Source organism: Candidatus Pelagibacter bacterium nBUS_28 (assembly GCF_051200915.1).
Taxonomy (GTDB): domain Bacteria; phylum Pseudomonadota; class Alphaproteobacteria; order Pelagibacterales; family Pelagibacteraceae; genus Pelagibacter.
Genome location: NZ_CP172844.1, coordinates 389,818 through 407,561 on the forward strand (window position 1 = coordinate 389,818; position 17,744 = coordinate 407,561).

The 17,744-nt window shown below is 32.6% G+C and carries 22 protein-coding genes; 18 read left to right on the forward strand and 4 right to left on the reverse strand.

What is annotated here, in order from left to right; all coding sequences use genetic code 11:
* Positions 1 to 83: 83 nt before the first annotated feature.
* Positions 84 to 1,442, reverse strand: a complete 1,359-nt coding sequence (locus ACIJYC_RS01955) for an aminomethyl transferase family protein (RefSeq protein ID WP_435097890.1) — start codon at positions 1,440 to 1,442, stop codon at positions 84 to 86.
* Positions 1,435 to 2,163 carry a methylenetetrahydrofolate reductase gene (locus tag ACIJYC_RS01960; RefSeq protein ID WP_435088770.1) on the reverse strand — a complete coding sequence of 243 codons (729 nt, stop codon included), beginning with the start codon at positions 2,161 to 2,163 and terminating at the stop codon, positions 1,435 to 1,437. The genes ACIJYC_RS01955 and ACIJYC_RS01960 overlap by 8 nt, the downstream gene beginning before the upstream one ends.
* A 103-nt stretch (positions 2,164 to 2,266) precedes the next feature.
* Here ACIJYC_RS01960 and ACIJYC_RS01965 point away from each other — a divergent pair, with 103 nt between their 5' ends.
* From ACIJYC_RS01965 to ACIJYC_RS02035, 15 genes are read left to right on the forward strand one after another with little or no spacing between them, the layout of a single operon-like run.
* A complete protein-coding gene (locus tag ACIJYC_RS01965; protein WP_435168079.1) occupies positions 2,267 to 3,460 on the forward strand; it encodes an aromatic ring-hydroxylating oxygenase subunit alpha in 1,194 nt (397 codons plus the stop codon).
* 2 nt (positions 3,461 to 3,462) lie between these two features.
* Complete coding sequence (locus tag ACIJYC_RS01970) at positions 3,463 to 3,870, forward strand: AAA family ATPase (RefSeq protein WP_435167221.1); 408 nt, start codon at positions 3,463 to 3,465, stop codon at positions 3,868 to 3,870.
* Entirely contained in the window at positions 3,870 to 4,244 is a 375-nt protein-coding gene (locus ACIJYC_RS01975; protein ID WP_435163544.1) for a cytidyltransferase, read from the forward strand. The genes ACIJYC_RS01970 and ACIJYC_RS01975 overlap by 1 nt, the downstream gene beginning before the upstream one ends.
* Positions 4,245 to 4,250: 6 nt before the next feature.
* Positions 4,251 to 5,102 (forward strand): HalD/BesD family halogenase, encoded by an 852-nt coding sequence (locus ACIJYC_RS01980; protein ID WP_435167223.1) that lies wholly within the window; start codon positions 4,251 to 4,253, stop codon positions 5,100 to 5,102.
* Positions 5,098 to 5,883: an enoyl-CoA hydratase gene (locus tag ACIJYC_RS01985; RefSeq protein ID WP_435168081.1), complete on the forward strand. Its 786-nt coding sequence runs from the start codon at positions 5,098 to 5,100 to the stop codon at positions 5,881 to 5,883. The genes ACIJYC_RS01980 and ACIJYC_RS01985 overlap by 5 nt, the downstream gene beginning before the upstream one ends.
* A complete protein-coding gene (locus ACIJYC_RS01990; RefSeq protein WP_435167225.1) occupies positions 5,883 to 6,080 on the forward strand; it encodes a hypothetical protein in 198 nt (65 codons plus the stop codon). Before ACIJYC_RS01985 ends, ACIJYC_RS01990 begins: the two co-directional genes overlap by 1 nt.
* A 3-nt stretch (positions 6,081 to 6,083) precedes the next feature.
* Positions 6,084 to 6,518, forward strand: a complete 435-nt coding sequence (locus ACIJYC_RS01995; protein ID WP_435167227.1) for a CoA-binding protein — start codon at positions 6,084 to 6,086, stop codon at positions 6,516 to 6,518.
* Entirely contained in the window at positions 6,519 to 6,938 is a 420-nt protein-coding gene (locus ACIJYC_RS02000; protein ID WP_435167229.1) for a YeeE/YedE family protein, read from the forward strand.
* The gene (locus ACIJYC_RS02005) at positions 6,935 to 7,348 is read left to right on the forward strand and encodes a DUF6691 family protein (RefSeq protein WP_435167232.1); all 414 of its coding nucleotides are present in this window, start codon (positions 6,935 to 6,937) and stop codon (positions 7,346 to 7,348) included. The genes ACIJYC_RS02000 and ACIJYC_RS02005 overlap by 4 nt, the downstream gene beginning before the upstream one ends.
* 5 nt (positions 7,349 to 7,353) lie before the next feature.
* The gene (locus ACIJYC_RS02010) at positions 7,354 to 7,926 is read left to right on the forward strand and encodes an NAD(P)H-dependent oxidoreductase (protein WP_435167234.1); all 573 of its coding nucleotides are present in this window, start codon (positions 7,354 to 7,356) and stop codon (positions 7,924 to 7,926) included.
* Positions 7,898 to 8,371, forward strand: coding sequence for a hypothetical protein (locus ACIJYC_RS02015; protein WP_435167236.1), 474 nt, complete (start codon positions 7,898 to 7,900; stop codon positions 8,369 to 8,371). The genes ACIJYC_RS02010 and ACIJYC_RS02015 overlap by 29 nt, the downstream gene beginning before the upstream one ends.
* 56 nt (positions 8,372 to 8,427) lie before the next feature.
* Positions 8,428 to 10,857 carry a GcvT family protein gene (locus ACIJYC_RS02020; protein ID WP_435167239.1) on the forward strand — a complete coding sequence of 810 codons (2,430 nt, stop codon included), beginning with the start codon at positions 8,428 to 8,430 and terminating at the stop codon, positions 10,855 to 10,857.
* Complete coding sequence (locus ACIJYC_RS02025) at positions 10,857 to 11,606, forward strand: electron transfer flavoprotein subunit beta/FixA family protein (protein WP_435167242.1); 750 nt, start codon at positions 10,857 to 10,859, stop codon at positions 11,604 to 11,606. Before ACIJYC_RS02020 ends, ACIJYC_RS02025 begins: the two co-directional genes overlap by 1 nt.
* The gene (locus ACIJYC_RS02030) at positions 11,606 to 12,559 is read left to right on the forward strand and encodes an electron transfer flavoprotein subunit alpha/FixB family protein (RefSeq protein ID WP_435167245.1); all 954 of its coding nucleotides are present in this window, start codon (positions 11,606 to 11,608) and stop codon (positions 12,557 to 12,559) included. The genes ACIJYC_RS02025 and ACIJYC_RS02030 overlap by 1 nt, the downstream gene beginning before the upstream one ends.
* A gap of 22 nt (positions 12,560 to 12,581) precedes the next feature.
* Positions 12,582 to 14,201: an electron transfer flavoprotein-ubiquinone oxidoreductase gene (locus ACIJYC_RS02035; RefSeq protein ID WP_435167248.1), complete on the forward strand. Its 1,620-nt coding sequence runs from the start codon at positions 12,582 to 12,584 to the stop codon at positions 14,199 to 14,201.
* 1 nt (position 14,202) lies between these two features.
* Here the strand turns inward: ACIJYC_RS02035 and ACIJYC_RS02040 are convergent, their stop codons facing one another.
* Both ACIJYC_RS02040 and hisI read right to left on the reverse strand, forming a co-directional pair.
* Positions 14,203 to 14,577, reverse strand: coding sequence for a DUF2237 family protein (locus ACIJYC_RS02040; protein WP_435167251.1), 375 nt, complete (start codon positions 14,575 to 14,577; stop codon positions 14,203 to 14,205).
* A complete protein-coding gene (gene hisI, locus ACIJYC_RS02045; RefSeq protein ID WP_435088785.1) occupies positions 14,578 to 15,045 on the reverse strand; it encodes a phosphoribosyl-AMP cyclohydrolase in 468 nt (155 codons plus the stop codon).
* 76 nt (positions 15,046 to 15,121) lie between these two features.
* Between hisI and folE the strand changes: the two genes are divergently transcribed.
* The 3 genes from folE to ACIJYC_RS02060 are packed head-to-tail and all read left to right on the forward strand — an operon-like array spanning position 15,122 to position 17,629.
* Entirely contained in the window at positions 15,122 to 15,739 is a 618-nt protein-coding gene (gene folE / locus ACIJYC_RS02050; protein ID WP_435088786.1) for a GTP cyclohydrolase I FolE, read from the forward strand.
* 1 nt (position 15,740) lies between these two features.
* Positions 15,741 to 16,742, forward strand: coding sequence for an oxidoreductase (locus tag ACIJYC_RS02055; protein ID WP_435167254.1), 1,002 nt, complete (start codon positions 15,741 to 15,743; stop codon positions 16,740 to 16,742).
* A complete protein-coding gene (locus tag ACIJYC_RS02060) occupies positions 16,742 to 17,629 on the forward strand; it encodes a LysR family transcriptional regulator (RefSeq protein ID WP_435167257.1) in 888 nt (295 codons plus the stop codon). Before ACIJYC_RS02055 ends, ACIJYC_RS02060 begins: the two co-directional genes overlap by 1 nt.
* The last annotated feature ends 115 nt before the right edge of the window (positions 17,630 to 17,744 follow it).

Sequence of the window (17,744 nt, forward strand, 5' to 3'; positions counted from 1 at the left end):
AATAATAATGCAAATTACGATTAAAAAACTTTTAGTCATTGAGAAAATGGGGGGAGCTTTAATAAAGCTCCCCCAAAATAGATTTAGCCTTTTACAACTTCTCTTGTATTTGCGTTGAAAGACTCTTTAAATGGAATATCCACTACTACTGCATCAACAGGTGTTCCTGGTGTGTCAGAGTATTTTTCAGGTAGATGAACTTTAAATTTAGTTCCAACAGTACCTTTTGGAAAGCCATTAGAGTTTAATGTTCCATCAAATGGCACATATCCCATAGCAATGTTTTGTTTTTTCTCTGGGTGATACCAAGGAGAGGTGATAAATCCAACTGGATCTCCACCATTCTCAGGTGACACTAGCCAAAAATCAGGAGCATACTCTTCAATTGGTTTTCCACCTAATTCAAGTCCAACTAATTGAAGCTTGTAAGGTTTTTTACCATCTTTAAGTTCTGCACCCATCTTTTCTAAAGCAGCTTTACCAACATAATCACCTTTTTTGTTCCATTCACCTTTTCCAGATAATGAAACTTGGTAACCTAGGTTACACTGAAACGGATTGTGTTGAGCATCCATATCTTGACCCCATGAAAGAATCCCTGCTTGAATTCTTCTATGGTGAGCAGGAGCAATAACCATTAGGCTATGTTTTTTACCTGCATCAAGAACAGCATTCCACATATCCTCAGCATATAAAGTAGAGTCTCTTAAGTATATTTCATACCCAGCTTCTCCAGAGAAACCAGATTGTGAAATGACACAACTTCTTCCACCCACCTTAACTTCTGCCAAACCGTAGAAAGGCATATTGTCGAAATCAACTTGATCCCCACAAAGGTCTTTCATTAAAGCTTTTGATTTTGGTCCTTGTATTTGTACTGGACTGACATCAATCTCTTCAATCGTACAATCAAATCTTCCATCAGCATTTACCCCTTGAAGGTACATACCAATATCAGAGTCTGATAAAGAGAACCAGAATTCATCTTCAGAAATTCTAAGAAGAATTGGATCATTTAAAACTCCACCATATGCATTACACAAGATTACATATCTTGCTCTCATAGGAGAAATTTTTGTTGCATCTCTAGTTATTACATAGTCAGTAAATTTTTCTGCATCCGGACCCTTAACTCTGATTTGTCTTTCAACAGCAACGTTCCACATAGTAACGTGATTTACAATTGCATCATACTCAACCATTGCTCCACCATCTTCTGGTTTTACATATCCTCTTGGGTGATAAATCCGATTATAAACTGTTGCTCTCCAGCAACCTGCCTGCATTGATAAATGCCAATAAGGTGATTTTCTTACTCTTGTTGAGATAAGCATTTCAACTTTAGTTGGCCCACTTTGTCTTAAATTGTATGGTACTGCACGATCTGATTGATCAACTGTAGTAGCATGTTTTAACTTAGTATAGTCAAACTCATTAGACATAACTATTCTCCTTCAACCACTTGTTTGTTTCCTTCAAGCCGCCGAATGTATAAATGTGGAAGTTATCAGTATGTGATTTAACTTTCCCAATTAAATCATTAGGGTCTTTAGGTTTCAATAAATCTAACGCCTTAGTAAAATTAGACTTAAGAAAGTTAATGGAATTTTTCGCCCCGACAATATTAGCAAATTTTATTAAGCTAGATATTTTCATCGGCCCAGTAATTCCAACATGCACTGGTACGCTTTGTTTAGAAATGAAATCAACAATAGGTTGACTATCTAATAACCATTGGGTTACTATGTAATCAGCATAAGGCTTCTTATCCATCATTGCTTTTTCTAAATTTTGTTCTGGTATATCTGGACTTCCTTCAGGATGACCTGCAATACCAATTTTAATTCCTTCAAAAAAACCTGTTTCTAAAATTTGATATGAGCTATCAAACTTTCCAATTGGCTCTCTACTACCTCCAATTACTAAAGCTTGCTTAACTCCTTGATCTTTACATCTTGAAACATAATCTTTTAATTCATCTTCATTGTTAATTGATCTAGCTGGAAAGTGTGGAACTGGATTAAAACCTTTTTTTACAAGGTCTCCCGATTTATTGGCAGTTTCTTTATAATCACCACCTGGTAACATTGTAACATAAACATCCTTCACAGGAGGTAAAGTTTCTAGGTCAGTGTGTGGACCAATTTCCAATGAAAAATTCATTTTTTCCCGATCATTATCTTATTTGAAAAAGCTGTCAAAGAAATTCAACATGTTCCAAAATGGAAATTTGTTGCCAAAAATTATGGCCATGGTAGTTTTTTTTATGGACCAAAATCTTAAAAATAATTCTCTCTCAAAAATCTTGGATATTAAGAAATTGATGAATGTGGACAAATCTATTGAGACTGCAAATGGGCTTCCAAACGAATGCTACACCAATGAGCAATATTTAGAATATGAAAGGGATAAGATTTTTTGTGATAAATGGACAGTAATAGGAGTGGGTAGCTCAATACCTAATGCTGGAGATGCCAAACCATACAATCTACTCGGGATTCCTTTGATGATAGTTAGAGACAGAGATCTTAATATTAGAGTATTCCACAATGTCTGCAGCCATAGAGGTTTCAAGCTTATAGACAAACCATGCACTTTAAAGAATGTAATTAGATGCCCTTATCATTCCTGGTCATATGACTTTACTGGAAACTTGGTAGCTACCCCTCATATAGGAGGTTTAAATATTCATAATTCAGATCAATTTAAAAAGAATCAGAGCAATCTAAAAGAAATTAGATCTAATATATGGATGGATATTATTTTTGTTAATATTAATTCAAATGAAATTGAATTTGAAGAATATATCAATCCACTTGAACAAAGATGGACTAAATTCATTAATCATGAAGATCAAAAATTATTAATTCATTCCAAAGACCATGGTTCATTTGATTTAGAAGTTAAATGTAATTGGAAGTTTGCAATTGAGAATTATTGTGAAAGTTATCATTTACCAACTATTCACCCAGAACTAAACAAAGTATCAAATATTAATGATCATTATCATATTCAAGGGTTACCAAATCGATTTGCGGGACAAGGAAGTGAGAAATACGAGCAACCAGTTAAAGGAAATAACAAATTTGATACATTTAAAAACTGGGAAAAAAAATCACTCAAAAATTCTGAATATATTGCACTTTTCCCAAATGTAATGATTGGATTGCACTTGGATCATTTTTATGTATTTTGGCTGGAACCACTTGCAACAAATAAAACTAAAGAACATATGCAAATGTATTATGTTGGTGAAAATAGCGCTAATGGACAAGAGCTTAAAGAATTAAGAAAAGAAAATGCAAGATTTTGGAAGGATGTTATGTTGGAAGATATAAGTGCAATAGAAGGAATGCAGAAAGGAAGAGGTTCACCAGTTTATAACGGTGGAAACTTTTCACCAGTTATGGATCAACCAACTCATCAATTTCATAAATGGGTAGCAAATAGTTTATTATAAAGATGAAAATTATTTTAATAATGGGCCTACCTGGCTCAGGAAAAACAACATTAGCTGAAGAATTAGCACCATTGCTTAATGCAAAAAGATTAAATGCAGATGAAGTTAGAAAAGAAGCTAATGATTGGGATTTTTCTGTTGAGGGAAGAAAAAGACAAGCAAAAAGGATGGCAGGCTTTGCAATAAAGTTAAAAGAGAGAGGAAATTTTGTTGTAGCAGATTTTATTTGCCCAACACCTGAAGCAAGAGAATTATTTGCTGCAGATTTTGTTGTTTGGGTTGATACTATTAAAGAAGGAAGATTTGATGACACTAATAAAATGTTTGTTAAACCTGATAAGTTTAACTTTCATGTGACCACACAAGATGCTAAAAATTGGGCACCAAAAATATTAAAGGAGATAAAATAATGGCTCACGAATGGGATAATAAAAAACCAACTGCACAAATGCTAGGAAGATGGCAACCATTTCATGATGGTCATTACACTTTATTTAAAGAAATTGTAAAAAAAACTGGTCAAGTTTGTATTCAAATTAGAGATGTTCAAGGAGTTGATGACAATCCTTTTGATTTTGAAACAGTTAAAAAAAATATTGAAGACAAGCTAAATCCTGAATTTGAAGGTCAATTTAAAGTAATGCTTGTGCCAAATATCACCAACATTTGTTATGGACGTGGTGTTGGTTACAAAATTGAAGAAATTGAACTTTCGAAAGAAATTCAGGAAATCTCAGCTACTAAAATTAGAGCTAAGATGAGAGAAGAAGGAAAATTGGAATAAATTTTAATGAACGATAGATTAAAAACTATTGTAGATTTAGAAAATTATCCAATTCACGATCTATCTTCCAGCAAGATACAAGCAATAATTAAAAAATGTAAAGACGATTTAGAGCAGTTTAGCTGCTCTACTATTCCAAATTTTATTTTACCAAAGTCAATTGAGACTATGAATTTTGAATTAGAAAAAAAAATTGATAAAGTTTTTATGTCTAAAAAAAGTATTAATCCATATCTTAACTCTAAGGATGATCCTTTTTTATCTCCAAACCATCCCAAAAGAACTTTTTTAGAGAGAGACAATGGATATTTAAACTCAGATCTTTTTGACAACGGCTCTGAAATGAAATTTTTATACGAGCAGGAAGAACTTTTAAAATTTGTATCCGCTTGTCTAGGGATCTCACCAATATATAGATGGGCAGATCCATTAGCTTGTCATGCTTACAATGTAATGAGGTCGGAAGGAATTCTTCCTTGGCATTTTGATAGCTGTGAATTTACACTCAGTATAATGATACAAAAACCTGATGAGGGCGGAATTTTTGAATATTGTCCATTTATTAGAGAGCCAGGAAAAGAAAATTTTGATGAAGTTAAAAAAGTACTAGATGGTGACAGAACAAAGGTTCGACAATTAAAATTAGAACCTGGAGATTTACAAATATTTAAGGGTAGATTTACACTGCATAGAGTTACAAAAGTAAAAGGAAATAAACCAAGATATCTTTGTATACCAGCTTATGTATTGGATCCTTGGAGAGTTAACACTCCCGAACATTCAGAAGCTATTTATGGAAAAGTTCTACCAATTCATATAGAAAGAAATCAAGCTAGATCTGATGGTTTAGCTGATTGATATGATAAGTAATATTAAGATAAAAAAAATAACCAATGAAATTGCATCAATTATTATTGATGAGCAAAAAACATATAACTCTTTATCGTTTAAAAATTTAACAGATTTACTTAAAGCTTTTAAAAAACTTGATGCTGATAAACAATTAAAAGTTATTATTTTAGAAGGCGCTGGTAAAGGCTTTAGTGCAGGACACAATTTAAAAGAAGTTAGAGGATTAAACAAAAGAGATAAGTACCAAAAGTTATTTAATCTTTGTTCAAAAGTAATGCTTCAAATTGTTGAGGGAAGAAAGCCAGTAATTGCAAAGATTCATGGAGCTGCTTTTGCTGCTGGATGTCAATTAGTTGCAAGCTGTGATTTAGCTTACAGTGCCAATGATGCTTTGTTTGCTACTCCTGGTGTTAATATAGGGTTATTTTGTAGTACTCCGATGGTTGCTGTTAGTAGAAAAATTAATAGAAAACCAATGATGAAGATGTTGTTGACTGGAGAACCTATTAAAGCAAATTATGCAAAAGAAATTGGATTAATTAATGATTGTTATTCAAAATCAAAATTAGACAATGAGGTACTAAAAGTTGCAAAAACTATTGCCTCAAAATCAAATTTAACAATTAAGATCGGTAAACAAGCTTTTTATAAACAATTAGAAATGCCATTAAACAAAGCTTATGCATATACAAGTAAAATGATGACTGTAAATATGATGGCAATGGATGCTAAAGAGGGAATATCTGCTTTTTTAGAGAAACGAAAACCAAAATGGAAAAACAAATAATGAAAAACAAAAAAAATATTTTAATCATTATCTTTATTATTTCAGGAATGTATTTTGCTTTGAGTTTTAAAGAACACAATCTCAAAAGAGCTGTAGATGCATGTTTAGCTGGAAGTCAAAAATTATCAGAGTCAAAGATTACAGATTTAAAAGAAGCTCGAAAATTTTGTGAAGATCAGATAAAAAAAAATAAATAATTTATGTCTGAGATCAAGGATATTCTCACAAAATATAAAACTATTGCAATGATAGGTGTGAGTAAAAATCCCAGCAAACCATCAACTATAGTTATGAAATATATGCAAAAATATGGATACAAAGTTATTCCAGTTAACCCAAGAGCTAAAGGTGAAAAAATTTTGGGTGAGGAAGTGTTTGAAAAAATTACAGATATAAAAGAACCAGTTGATATAGTTGATGTTTTTAGACCTTCTAAAGAAGTATTTACCATTGCAGAAGACACTGTAAAGATTGGAGCAAAAGTTTTGTGGTTACAACTAGGTATAAAAGATGAGAATGCAAAAGAGTTAGTTGAGAAAAATGATATTGAATATATAGAAAATAAATGTACTAAAATGGAATACCAGAAACATTTTTTAAAAATTAGACAAGCATTCCCAGTTTTGAACAATTAAATGAATATAGTAAATTTTACACCTGTTACAGCAACTCTTGGAGGCATACTCATTGGCTTAGCCGTTGGGGTATTTTTTTTATTTAATGGTCGACTAGTAGGTATAAGTGGAATAGCTGCCAATGCTCTAACTAATAAAGATAATAGATTTGATAACATATTATTTTTATTAGGTTTGGTAATTGGACCAATTCTTTATAGTTTGTTTGCTAATAACGAAATTAAAATCACAATTTCAAACTCTTTTATTTTGTTAATAATTGCAGGTCTTTTAGTTGGAATTGGAACTAGAATAAGTGGTGGCTGCACAAGTGGTCATGGCATTAGTGGTTGTGGAAGATTTTCACTTAGATCAATTGTTGCAACTGTAACTTTTATGATTGTTGGAATATTAACAGTACTAGTAAAAAGTTTTATATGAATAAATTAGTTTCATTAATTTCAGGAATTGTTTTTGGTATTGGGCTAGTTATTTCAGAAATGATTAATCCTGAAAAAGTTTTAGGTTTTTTGGATTTGTTTGGAAACTGGGATCCTTCTTTGGCTTTTGTTATGATTGGTGCTTTAATAGTATCCTCACCACTATTTCATATAATCAAAAAAAAAGAAAAACCAATATTTGCTAAAAATTTTAACTATTCAAATAACAAAAGTATTAATAATAAACTTATTTTAGGATCAGCAATATTTGGCGCTGGATGGGGATTAATTGGGTTATGTCCTGGACCAGCAATATCATCCATTGCACTCTCAGATATTCACTCAATAACATTTGTTATAGCAATGTTTTCAGGTTTTTATTTAGTAAAGTTAATTAACTTTGATAATTAAAATTCATGAGTAAAAAAATATTTTTAGTTTATGGGCATTATAATGATAAATCTTTTAATGCCGCAATAAGAGATACCTTTATAAAAACAGCTGAAGAAAAAGGGAACAAAGTTGATGTTGTCGATTTGTATAAAGAGAAATTTGATCCAGTTTTTGCAGGTGAAGAACCTGGTGAAGATGTTTTAAACCATCGCCAAAGAATTGAAGAGTGCGATACAATTGTTTTAATTGCACCAATTTGGAATTTTAGGATGCCAGCAATAGTTGAAGGTTGGATAGATAAAGTATTAGCACCACCTTGGGCGTTTAGATTTAAACAGTTGTGGGGTAACTATGGTTATCCGATTGGAAATTTGAGACAAAAAAAAGCAATTATTTTTTGCACTTATGGATCTCCAAGATTAGCAATTACGACTTTTTTTTTAAATCTTCCTATTAGAAGACTAAAAAGAGGAGTATTTCATATGTGTGGCATATATAACATTGTTTATAGAAGATATTTTGCAGTACCATTTGTTAGTGATGCAAAAAGACAAGAATTTTTAGATGATGTTAAAAAGACTGCCATTGATATTTAAAGTTTTAGTTTTACTCTTAATCACAATTTCAATATCTAGAGCAGAAATATTAAAGCCAAGTAGTAATATTAGTCCTAAAGAAGTGGTTAAAATTCAGCTAACAGGCCTTCAGAAAAATGACCTTAAATTTAAAGACAGCGGTATAGAGCAAACATGGAATTTTGCCCACCCAAACAACAAAAAGGTTACTGGTCCCCTAGGTAATTTTAAAAGGATGTTAAAGGGCAACTCCTATGAGATGATGATTAATCATTTGAGTCACACAATTACCCAGCTTGGAAGTAGCGATATATGGGCTCAATTTGAGGTAGTTATTTTAGATAAAAATAAAATCTATCATAAGTTCAATTGGCAGGTTGAAAAGTATACTGAAGAGGGCGAACTTAAAGACTGTTGGTTGACGAGCATGGTCTCAAATCCGATCCCACTAGGGAGTTCAATTTAATTATCCACAGATACAATTTTGTTTCGTTATTTCAAAAAATTTAGTAGGAATCGCGAATGAAAACAAAAACTAAAGTTGTAGTAGTTGGCGGTGGAGTAGTAGGTGTTAGTGCTCTTTACCATTTAGCAAAAAAAGGTTGGTCAGATGTTGTTCTTGTTGAAAGAAAAGAATTAACATCAGGATCTACTTGGCACGCAGCAGGATTATTACCTTTATTTAATATGAGTTATTCAGTTGGACAACTTCATAAATACGCGGTTGATCTTTATAAAAAATTAGAAGAAGAAACTGGAAAAAATGTTGGCTTTAGTGTTGTATCAAATATTCGTTTAGCAAGTACTAAAGATAGAATGGATGAGTATCATCAGTATGCTGGTGTAGCTCAAACTATTGGCGTCGATGTAAAATTTTTAACACCAGATCAAGTAAAAGAAATTTGGCCTTTGTGTCATACAGATGATTTAGTTGGTGCGATCCAACACCCAGAAGATGGATATATTCAGCCTGCTGATTTAACACAAGCAATGGCAACGGGTGCAAGAAATCTAGGTGCAGAGATTTATAGAAACACAAGTGTACTTTCAATGAAGCAAACTAAAGATGGTTGGGTTGTTGAAACTGACAAAGGTTCTATAGAGTGCGAACATATTATTTCTTGTTCAGGAAACTTTGCAAGACAAACTGGTAAAATGGTAGGCTTAGATATTCCTGTTATTCCAGTTGAGCATCAATACATTGTAACCGAACCACATCCTGAAATTCAAAAAAGAAAAAAAGATGGCTTACCAGAAATGGGAGTTCTAAGGGATAGTGATAACAGATGGTACATGAGAGAAGAAGCAGGTGGATTAATTTTAGGTCCATACGAAGATGGTGCGCCAGCTTGTTATGTTAATGGTCCCTCAAAAGATTCAGAGTATGAATTGTTTCAAGAAGATTTAGATAGATTAGCACCACACATAGAAGGAGCAATTCACCGTGTTCCTGCGTTTGGAGAAGTCGGTGTTAAAAAAGTTTATAACGGTGCAATTTGTTATACACCAGATGGCAATCCAATTGTTGGACCTGCGTGGGGATTAAAAAACTTTTGGATTAACGAAGGACATAGTTTTGGAATTACCGCAGCAGGTGGAGCAGGATGGCAATTAGCTGAATGGATTGTTGATGGTGAACCAACTATTGATATGCTTGGTGTTGAGCCTAGACGTTATGGAGATTACGCAACTAAGTCCTATTTAAAAGCTAAAAATGAAGAAGCTTATAGTCATGTGTTTATTACACATTACCCTGATGAAGAAAGACCAGCTGCAAGACCTTTAAGAACATCTCCTTGTTATGAAAGAATGAAAGATCTAGGGGCAGTTTTTGGACAAAAATTTGGTTGGGAAAGACCTAATTTTTTTGCAACAGATGGTATGGAGCAAAAAGATGACTGGTCGTTTAGAAGATCTAAGTGGTTTGAGGCCATTAAGAAAGAATGTCAAAATGTAAAAGACAATGTTGGTCTTTTAGATATGACTGCATTTGCAAAATGCAGAATTAAAGGTCCAAAAGCTGAGGAATTTTTAGATCATTTAGTAGCAAATAAACTGCCAAAAAAAATTGGAAGAATTGGTTTGTGTCATGCCCTTAATACCAAGGGTGGGGTTCATTCAGAATTTACAATTATGAGAGAGTCTGAAAATAGTTTCTATTTAGTATCTGCTGGAGCAAACTTAAGATTAGATCATGATTGGATTAAAAAATGGATGCCAGATGAAGGTGTTACCTTTGAAGATCTAACTAACAGCACAGGTGTGCTGGTTGTAGCAGGTCCTAAATCAAGAGAGTTATTGCAAAAAGTATCTACTGATGATTTTTCAAATGAGAATTTTAAATGGTTAACAGCACAAAATGTCGATGTTGGATATGCTCCTGTTAATGCCATGAGAGTAAATTTTGTTGGTGAGCTAGGTTGGGAGCTTCATCATCCAATTGAATATCAAAATCATATTTTTGATAAATTAATGGAAGCTGGAAAAGATCTAGGTATTAAACCTTTTGGTATAAGAGCAATGAACAGCTTAAGATTAGAAAAATCATACAAACTAGTTGGTACTGAACTTTCAATTGAATATTCGCCGTACGAATCTGGGTTAGATAGATTTGTTCATCCTAATAAAGGAAGCTTTATTGGTCTAGAGGCTCTTAATAAATGGAGAGAGAAAGGTTTTGATAACAAACTTATTACTCTTGAAATTCACAATACTAAAGACGCAGATGTTTTGGGAAATAACCCAATTTATAAAGATAACAAAGTTGTTGGAAGAGCAACAGGTGGTGAATTTGGTTTTAGATTAGATAAATCTATTGCCCTTGCTATGGTTAAACCAGAGCATGCTAATGTAGGCGACAAATTACAAGTTGATATTTTGGGTGAAATGTATGAGGCTACTGTTTTAGATGAGAGCCCGTACGATTCTGAAAATAATTTATTGAGAGCTTAATGAAAATTTTAGTCGCTGTTAAAAGAGTTATTGATTACAACGTTCAAATACGTGTAAAAGAAGATGGTACAGGTGTTGTAACTGAGAACGTTAAGATGTCAACAAATCCACCAGATGATAATGCAATCGAAGAAGCAGTAAAGATTAAAGAAAGTGGAAAAGCAACAGAAGTAATTGCTGTAACTGTTGGTGAAGAAAAATCTCAGGAAACTGTCAGAAAAGCACTAGCTGTTGGAGCTGATAGAGGAATTCATGTCAAAGCAGAAGGCATAATAGAACCCATTGCTGTTTCAAAAATTTTACAAAAAATTGTTGAGAAAGAAAAACCAGATTTAGTCTTTATGGGTAAACAAGCAATTGATGATGATTGCAATCAAACAGGACAAATGTTGAGTGCATTATTAAATTGGCCTCAAGCAACTTTTGCCTCAAAAATTGAAGTTAAAGATGGAAAATTAGAAGTTATTAGAGAAATTGATGAAGGTTTAGAAACTATCGAAATCAATACTCCAGCCATCGTAACCTGCGACTTAAGATTAAATGAACCAAGATACGCTTCATTGCCAAATATAATGAAAGCAAAGAAAAAACCAATTGAACAAATGAATGCATCAGATTTAGGAGTTGATACCGCACCTAAAATACAACAGATAAAAGTCGAAGAACCCCCTAAGCGTAAAGCTGGAATTAAGGTTTCAAGTGTTGCTGAATTAGTTCAAAAATTAAAAAATGAGGCAAAGGTAATATAATGTCAGTATTATTAATAGTAGAGCACAACAATAAAGAGCTTAAATCTTTTACTTTAAATGCTGTTACAGCAGCATCTCAAATTGATACCGATGTTCACGCATTAGTTATTGGAAATAATTGTAGTGATGCTGCAAAAGCTGCCTCAGAACTACCCTTGGTTAAAAAAGTAATCACAGTTGAAGCTGCTCATTATGAAAATTTTTTAGCAGAAAATTTTGCTCCAGTTGTTACAAAACTTGCAGATAATTATTCTCATATAGTTTGTTCAGCAAATACATTTGGTAAAAATTTAATGCCAAGAATAGCTGCTAAATTAGATACATCACAAGTTAGTGATATTATTAAAGTAGAGTCCCAAGACACTTTTGTTAGACCTATTTATGCAGGAAATGCTTTTGCGACTATTAAAAGTTCTGATGCAAAAAAATGTATTACTATTAGACCAACTTCTTTTGATCCATGTGAAAACTCAGGGGGATCAGCACCAATTGAAGCTGCTGAAGCGGGAGAAGAGTTTTCGTTAACAAAATTTGTTAAAAGAGAAGAAGTTAAATCAGATAGACCCGAACTTGGCACAGCAAGAATAGTAGTGTCAGGTGGAAGAGGAATGCAAAGTGGAGACAACTTTAAATTAATCACTTCTATTGCAGACAAATTAAATGCAGCAATAGGAGCTTCAAGAGCAGCGGTTGATGCAGGATATATTAGTAATGACCACCAAGTTGGTCAAACAGGTAAAGTAGTTGTTCCAGATTTATATATTGCCGTTGGGATTTCAGGAGCTATTCAACATTTAGCAGGCATGAAAGAGAGCAAAGTAATTGTTGCAATTAATAAAGATGGAGAAGCTCCAATTTTTAGCGTTGCAGATTATGGTTTAGAAGCAGACCTATTTGAAGCTTTGCCACAGTTCCTAGAAGAGCTGAACAAATTAAACACTATACAAAAATAATTCTTAAAGATAAAAATATCATATGGCTAGAGAGTCGATGGAATATGATGTTGTAATTATTGGAGGAGGTCCCTCTGGATTATCTACAGCAATTAAACTCAAACAACTTGATCCAAATTTAAACGTTTGCTTATTAGAAAAAGCATCAGAGATTGGTGCGCATATCTTAAGTGGTAATGTTTTTGAAACACGAGCATTAGATGAACTCTTACCAAATTGGAAAGAACTTAATTCACCGATTAAAACTAAAGTTTCAAAAGAAAAATTTTTATTTTTAGGTAAAACAAAATCATTAAGCTGGCCAACCTGGTTGCTTCCTAAGGTTCAACAAAATCATAACAATTATATCATTAGTTTAGCAAATTTATGCAGATGGCTTGCAGAACAAGCAGAGACCTTAGGCGTTGAAATATTTCCAGGATTTCCAGCGAGTGAAATTTTATATAACGAAGATGGATCTGTTAAAGGTGTCGCGACCCAAGATATGGGTATTGATAAAGAAGGTAATCAAAAAGATAGTTTTGAGCCTGGTATAGAATTATTAGGAAAAGTAACTGTATTTGCAGAGGGTTGTAGAGGTCACTTAGGAAAACAATTAATTGAAAAATTTAATCTCTCAAAAAATAAAGATCCCCAACAGTATGGAATTGGGTTTAAAGAAATTTGGGAAATAGAAGATAAAAATCATGAAGAAGGAATGGTAATGCATACTGCGGGATGGCCATTAGACAATAATACTTATGGAGGTAGCTTCATATATCACGCTGAAAATAAGCAAGTATTTTTAGGATATGTTATTGGCTTAGACTATAAAAACCCCTATCTTTCCCCATACGATGAGTTTCAACGATTTAAAACCCATCCAGCAATTAAAAAAATAGTTGAAGGAGGAAAAAGGATTTCTTATGGAGCGCGTGCATTAATCGAAGGAGGCCTTCAAAGTTTACCTCAAATGTTTATGCCAGGTGCATTATTAGTTGGTTGTGATGCAGGAACATTAAATATGCCGAAAATTAAGGGTTCTCATACAGCAATGAAGAGTGGAATGATTGCTGCTGAAACAATATTTGAAAATATTAAAGAAAATAAAAACTTATCAATTTATGAGGAAAAATTTAAAAAAAGCTGGGTTTATGAAGAACTTCATGCGGCTCGTAATGTAAAACCAAGTTTTAGTTGGGGTTTAATACTTGGAATAATTTTTACAGGAATTGATCAAATTTTATTTAAAGGAAAGTTACCTTTTACTTTAAAACACAAGCATGCTGATCACGAAACTTTAAGACCAGCAAATGAGATGCCAAAAATTGATTATCCAAAATATGATAATGTTGTTACCTTTGATAAAACAAGTTCTGTTTATCTAACTGGCACAAATCATACAGAAAACCAACCTGTTCATTTAAAACTTAAAGATCCTAATTTACCAATTAGTTATACTTTAGAAAAATTTGATGAACCTGCTCAAAGATATTGTCCAGCAGGTGTTTATGAAGTTCAAAAAGAAAATGATGTTAATAAATTTGTAATTAATTCTCAAAACTGTATTCACTGTAAAACTTGTGATATTAAAGAGCCATCTCAAAATATTACTTGGGTGACACCGGAAGGTAGTGGCGGGCCTAAATATGGAAATATGTAGTTTAAGATAAATCTATTGCAAACTTTTTTAAAGTTTCAATAGGCACATGTTTTAAAGTATTTTTATGAGTTCTTTTCAAAAATACTGGGCAACCTTTACCAGCTTCAACTGCTTTTGCATACCAACTTGCACAAACACACCATCCATCACCATCTTTTAAACCAGGAAATCCAAATTCAGGGTGAGGAGTGATTAAATCATTACCTGCAACTTTTAACCATTCTAAAAATTCAGTTGTAACTTTTGCACAAACAGTGTGAATACCATGATCATTATCATCTGTATTACAACAACCATCCCGATACCAGCCTGTTAAAGGATTATTAGAGCACTCTTCTAGATCCTCACCTAGAACATTTTTTTGTTTATCACTCATTTAAATTTTTGTTGGATTGGGCTGACCTTTGTAAACTTCTTCTGGATTAAAAGATTTTTCTTTTTCCTCAAACTTCATCTTTATTTCTCGACCATTATCTATTGGCCCCATCGGAATAGATCTATAAAAACATGATCTATATCCTACATGACAACTTGAGCCATCCCCAATATCAACTGTCATCCAAACAGAATCTTGATCATCATCAATTCTCAGCTCAGTTACCTTTTGAGTAAACCCACTAGTTTTGCCTTTATGCCAAATGGCTTTTCTTGATCTACTAAAATAATGAGCTTCTTTTGTCTCGATTGTTTTTTTTAAAGCCTCAACATTCATATACCCGTGCATTAAAACGTCCCTTGTTTTAGAACACATAGTAATTACAGGAATTAGACCATCATTATCAAATTTAGGGGATAGAAGATTTCCCTCTTCAATTTCTAGGACATTTTCTCTTTTTTTGAACATATGCATTGATTATTTAGCACATATCTCGATATATTAAATATTTTAAAATTAAGTAATTACTGTATAAAAAGGCGCTATGAAATTAGTAAAAGATACTGACAACAAAAATTTAGAAACTAATAAAGTTTCAGATAAAGAAGCAGAAGAAGCTTTTAAAACCATATTAGCTTGGATGGGTGAAGATCCAAGTCGTGAGGGTTTATTAGAAACACCAAAAAGAGTTGTTAAAGCTTATAAAGAATATTTTGCTGGTTACAAAGAAGATCCAAACAAAATTTTAGACAAAACATTTGGAGATGTTGATGGATATGACGATATGGTTGTTCAAAAAAACATCTCTGTTCAAAGTCATTGCGAACATCATATGGCACCAATCATTGGTAAGGCTCATGTTGCTTACATTCCAAAAGAAAGAGTTGTTGGTTTAAGCAAGCTTGCAAGAGTAGTTGAAGTTTTTTCAAAAAGACTTCAAACTCAAGAGAGATTGACAATGCAAATCGCAAAAACATTAATGCAATCTTTGGATGCTAAGGGAGTTGCTGTAACAATTGACTCAACTCACCAATGTATGACCATGAGAGGTATTAAAAAGGAACAAGCATCAACTGTAACAAATTATTATTTGGGTCAATTTAAAGATGATCTAAGTTATCAAAATAGATATCTAAGATTTATTAGTATAGCAAAAGATTAAAGTGTCAGATCAATTTAAAGCATTAATCATCAATCAAGAGGGTGAAAGCTTTACAAGAGAAGTTAAATCAATTGATAAAAGTTTTTTAAAACATGGTGATGTAACTGTTAAAGTTGATTATTCATGTTTAAATTATAAAGATGCATTAATTTTAAATAACGGTGCAAAGTTAGTTAAAGAATTTCCTCATATACCAGGTATTGATTTTTCAGGAACAGTTGTTGAAAGTACAAATGATAAATTTAAAAAAGATGAAGAGGTAATCTTAACAGGTTGGAGAGTGGGAGAGATTTATTATGGTGGATTTTCACAATATGCAAAAGTAAGTGGAGATTTTTTGGTTAAAAAACCAAAAAACCTATCTTCAAAACAGTCAATGATTATGGGCACAGCAGGCTTGACTGCATTACTTTGTTGCTTTGCAATTAAAGCAAGAGAGGAATTATTATTAGGTGAAAAAGTAAAAGATGTATTGGTTACTGGTGCCTCAGGGGGTGTTGGAAGTATTGCTGTAATGATTTTATCAAAGTTTGGTTATGATGTAACAGCGGTAACAGGAAAAAAATCAAACGAGGATTATTTAAAATCAATAGGTGCAAAAACAGTTGTAAATAAAGACGATTTTGACAAAGATCCAAGACCACTAGACAAAGGTTGGTGGGATGGAGTAGTGGATACAGTGGGTGGAAAAATTTTAGCTAATGCATTAGCTCAAACAAAAGACAATGGAATTGTTGCTGCATGTGGAAATGCATCTGATTACAAATTAAATACAACAGTAATGCCATTTATAATTCGTGGAGTTAAATTATGGGGCATAAATTCGGTCACAGCATCAATCAAAAGAAGAGAATTTGTTTGGAATGAAGTTTCGAATGTAATTGATTTTGATAAACTTGAAGAGTCTATTAAAACAATTGGCCTAAATGAATTAACAGATATTTACTCTAAAATGCTAAAAGGAGAAACGTCAGGTAGATATTTAATTGATGTAAATAAATAATGGATTGGGACAAATTAAAAATTTTTCATGCTGTAGCTGAAGCAGGAAGTTTTACCAATGCGACTGTAAATCTTAATCTAAGTCAATCAGCAATAAGCAGACAAATTCAATCACTTGAACAAGATTTAAAAGTTCAATTGTTTGAAAGACATGCAAGGGGATTAACTCTTACAGAAAATGGCGAATATGTATTTAAGACAGCCCATGAAGTAATCAGCAAATTAAAAGAAGTTGAAACATCTTTAGGTGATCAGAAAAATAAGCCAACTGGAAAACTAACAATTACAACAGTAAGAAGTTTTGGAACACACTGGTTAACACCTAGAATTCAAGAGTTTATGAGGTTAAACCCTGAAATAGAAATTGAACTAGTTTTTGACGATAAAGAATTAGATTTAAGTACTCGTCAGGCAGATATTGGTATTTTTATGAGAAGACCAAAACAATTGAATTACATTCAAAAAAAATTAGTAGATATTAAATATTATATTTATGGATCTAATAAATATTTAGAAAAATTTGGTATGCCAAAAACTATTGCTGATTTAAATAAACATAATTTTATTTCTTTTGGAAAAGGTGCTCCTTCACCAGTTTATAATCCTGATTGGGCATTAAAACTTGGTATGCACGATGGAAAAAAAAGAAAAACAGTTATGAAGGTAAATAGTGTTATGGGTTTACTTTTAGCAGTAGAGTCTGGAGTTGGGTTAGCTGCTTTGCCTGAGTACTTGGTATCTAATTCATCTAACGTTATTAAAGTTTTACCTAAATCAGAAGGACCTATTACAGAGGCACATTTCGTATATCCTCAATCACTCAAAAATACTGCTAGAGTTCAAGCATTTAGAAACTTTTTGTTTAGTAAAATTGGTGATTGGAAATAATTACCACCTTTTATTCTTCCTATAAATTTAAGTTATAAAGAGCTTTACAACTGCGACAATATATGCGATTGATAATCATTCGCATTGAGAATAATTCTCAGTCGCAAATCAATAA